The sequence below is a fragment of the Streptomyces sp. GC420 genome (genome assembly GCF_009916105.1).
Taxonomy (GTDB): domain Bacteria; phylum Actinomycetota; class Actinomycetes; order Streptomycetales; family Streptomycetaceae; genus Streptomyces.
The window spans coordinates 1-3,628 of sequence record NZ_JAAAXQ010000558.1 but is presented as its reverse complement, the minus strand read 5'-3'; the positions used below and the strand labels follow the sequence as shown (position 1 = coordinate 3,628).

The window sequence follows — 3,628 nt, the reverse complement described above, 5'->3', positions numbered from 1 at the left end:
CGCTTCGACCTCTGCGAGCCCCCCGCCCTCACCACCGTCCTGTTCCGCCCGGCCGGAGCCGACGACGAACACGTCGCCGCGATACGCCGCGACCTCCTCGCCCATGGCCGCGCCGTCCTCGGACGCGCCCGCGCCCGGAACCGGCTCTGGCTCAAGCTCACCCTGCTCAACCCCCACACCACCCCGGACGACCTCGCAGCACTCCTCAGGCTCGTGGAAGGAACCGCACCCCCCAATGACTGAGCTGACTGATCGGCCGCACGACCTCGTGGGCATCGGCATCGGCCCCGCCAACCTGTCCCTTGCCGCCCTGGCCCACCAACTGCCCGGCGACCGCCCGCTCCACACCGCCTTCTACGAGCAGCGGCAGGCGTTCCACTGGCACCCCGGACTCCTCATCGAGGACACCACCCTCCAGGTGCCGTTCCTCGCCGACCTCGTCAGCCTGGTCGACCCCGCGAGCCGCTGGTCCTTCCTCAGCTACCTGCGCACCCGCGAACGCCTCTTCCCCTTCTACTTCTCCGAGCGCTTCCACATCCACCGCGCCGAATACGACTCCTACTGCCGCTGGGTCAGCGAGAACCTCCCCGGACTCCACTTCGCCCACCACGTCGACGCCGTCCGCTGGAACCCCGAACACCTGCTGTTCGAGGTCGACTTCACCCACCTCGACCCCGAGGGCGAGGCCCAGGCCCTCGGCCGCACCCACGCCCGCAACCTCGCCATCGGCATCGGCACCGCCCCGTACGTCCCCGAGGCACTCAGACCCCTCGCCGACGCCCCGGGCGTCCCCGTCCTGCACTCCGCCGACTACCTCGACCACCGCGAGCGGCTCCTCGCCGCCGAGCACGTCACCGTCGTCGGCTCCGGCCAGTCCGGCGCCGAGGTCTTCCTCGACCTGCTCCGCCGCCGCCCCGCGGGCGCCGAAGGCCTCACCTGGCTCACCCGTACGCCCGCCTTCGCCCCGATGGAGTACAGCAAGCTCGGCCTGGAACACTTCACCCCCGACTACGCCCGCTACTTCCACGCCCTGCCGGAGGCCGTGCGCGACCGGCTGCTCCCCGCCCAGTGGCAACTCAACAAGGGCATCGGCGCCGGCACCCTCGCGGCCATCCACGACGAGCTCTACCGCCGCACCCTCGGCGGCGGCTGGCCCGGCACCGTCCTCACCCCCGGCGTGCACGTCCGCACCGCGGGACGGGTCGCCACCACCAAGATCGAACTACACCTGGAGCACGTCGAACAGAGCACCCGCACCCGGCTCACCACCAACGCCGTCGTCCTGGCCACCGGCTACCGCGAGCGCCCCCTGGAGCCGCTCCTCACCGGTCTCGACGCCTACATCCGCCGCGACGGCAAGGAACGCCCGCGCGTCGACGCCCACCACCGGCTCGTACTCGACCCCAGCGTCACCGGCGCCGTCCACATCCAGAACGCACAACAGCACACCCACGGCGTCGGAACCCCCGACCTCGGGCTGACCGCCTGGCGCAGCGCCACCATCCTCAACTCCCTCACCGGCACCGAGCCCTACCCACTGCCCGGCCGCACCGCCTTCACCTCCTTCGGCGCGCCCCAGGCGCAGCTGCCGCGCCAGGCCCAGCCCCCGGCAGGAGAGCTGCGACCCCTGGTCGAACAGAACTGATCCGGCACCCGAGTCCGAGCACCACCGACGGCCACAACCGCGGAAAGCCCCTCTCCCGTTCGGCCGACGCCCGCGTCGGCCGGACACCGGCACGCCCACGGCACGACCCACGCGCAGGGGCGGCCCGCCGGACAAACCCGCGGACCGCCCCCGAACCCCCCGCCGGAACCTAGAAAACGTCCACCCCGTCACGCGTCAGCTTCCAGTCCGCCGAAGCGAACCCGGCCGGATCAATGGACCCCTTCGCCTTCACCCAGCCGATCATCGTGTTCCGGATCTCGTCCGAATTCGCCCACAACTGCTTCGCCGAAGCCACGAACGGAAACGCCCCGCCACCATTCGCCCGGTAGTTGTTCACCGCAAGCACGAACTGCGCCCCATCCTCCAGCGGCGCACCCCCGAACCGCACATTCGCGATCCGCGCCCCCGCCGGCTTCGCGATGTCGATCTCGTACGTCAGACCACTCACCGCGTCATAGTTGTAGTCCGGGATCGAATTCGCGTTCGTCAGCTTCGCCGGATCCACCTCCGCACCCGCCGGCGTCTGCACGAAATAGTTCGCCGAGAACTCCAGATACGCCCTGATCTGCGCACCCGTCATCAGCCGCGCCTCCAGCGTGTTCTCGAACACGTACAACCCCGCCACATCCCGGATCGTCACCTCACCCTCCGGGATCACCGCGGTCCGCGAGAAGCACGCCGCCTGCGACAGCACCGGCAGCGCCGCGTACTCCGTCCCCGCCAGCGCCTCCCTCACCGTCTCCGCCTGGATGTGGTTGATCAGGTCGATGATCGGCACATCCCTGTACGGAGCCTCCGCCGACGTCATCCGCGCCACGTTCGTGCCGATCACCTGATTGACGTACTCCACGACCTTCGCGTGCTCGTCGGACAGCAGCTTCGTGATCCGCGGATCCTCCTCCACCGTGTTCGAGTTCAGGACCCGCGCCCCCACCTTCTCGACGCTCCAGCGGCCCTTCACCCACACCAGATCGAAGTCGAACAGCGTCAGCCGCTGACCCCACTTCAAGGGCTCCGACAGCACCACCCGCGCACCGGTCTCCCGGTTCACCACGAAGTACTCGGGGATCTCCGTGTGCGCGTGCCCCACCAGGATCGCGTCGATCCCGGGCACCTGCTCCGCCACCAGCGCCGCCGCGTTCTCCACGTACGGCAGCTGGTCACCCCACGACGACGTACCCGACGACCCGCTGTGCGCCGACACGACCACCACGTCCGCGCCCATCGAACGCAGCCTCGGCACCCACTTCGCCGCCTGCTCCTCCAGCCCCGGGAACACCATCTTCCCCGTCACGTTCGCCTTGTCCCAGATCGCGATGCCCGGGTTGGTCAGACCCAGCACCGCAACCCGCACATCACGGCCGCACGGCGTACGCAGCCGGTGCATGCTGTACGGCGGAAACGCCGGCCGGAGCGTCTTCGCGTCCAGCGCGTTGGCACCCAGCAGCGGGAAGTCGCACTGCTCCTCGAACTTCCGCAGCACCGGAATGCCGTAGTTGAACTCGTGGTTGCCCAGCGCCGCCGCGTCGTAGCCGATGACGTTCATGGCCTGCGCCATCGGGTGGACCGGGCCGCCCTTGGCGGTGATCGGGTCCACCTTGGCGTAGTAGTACGACAACTGGGTGCCCTGGATGGTGTCACCCGCGTCGATCAGCAGCGTGTTCCGGCGGCCCTTCTCCTCACGCACCCGGTTCACCAGCGTGGAGATCTTGGCCAGACCGACGTCATTGGCCGCGCGGTCGGTGAACTCCGCGTCCGTGAAGTAGTCCCAGTTGAAGACATTGCCGTGCAGGTCCGTCGTGCCCATCACGGTGAACGAGTACCGCTTCGCCGGACGCGGCCCGACAACTGCTCGCCCACGAAGCACTTCGACAGGTAGAGCCGCATCCGGTGACAACCGCGGGCCCGGGAAGGACCAACCCGGGCCCGCCTCGCTTTGACGCGCTCCTCAACGAACTGATG

At 69.4% G+C, this 3,628-nt stretch carries 2 protein-coding genes and 1 pseudogene; 2 read left to right on the top strand and 1 reads right to left on the bottom strand.

Features of this window, described 5'->3' with window-relative positions; all coding sequences use genetic code 11:
• Positions 1-243 (top strand): annotated as a pseudogene (locus tag GUY61_RS40935) (aspartate aminotransferase family protein); the annotation flags it as partial.
• The gene (locus tag GUY61_RS36070; protein WP_243766992.1) at positions 236-1,645 is read left to right on the top strand and encodes a lysine N(6)-hydroxylase/L-ornithine N(5)-oxygenase family protein; all 1,410 of its coding nucleotides are present in this window, start codon (positions 236-238) and stop codon (positions 1,643-1,645) included. The pseudogene GUY61_RS40935 and the gene GUY61_RS36070, both read left to right, overlap by 8 nt.
• A gap of 169 nt (positions 1,646-1,814) precedes the next feature.
• Here GUY61_RS36070 and GUY61_RS36065 read toward each other — a convergent pair whose 3' ends face one another.
• Positions 1,815-3,533, bottom strand: coding sequence for a bifunctional metallophosphatase/5'-nucleotidase (locus tag GUY61_RS36065; protein WP_398958162.1), 1,719 nt, complete (start codon positions 3,531-3,533; stop codon positions 1,815-1,817).
• Positions 3,534-3,628: the final 95 nt, after the last annotated feature.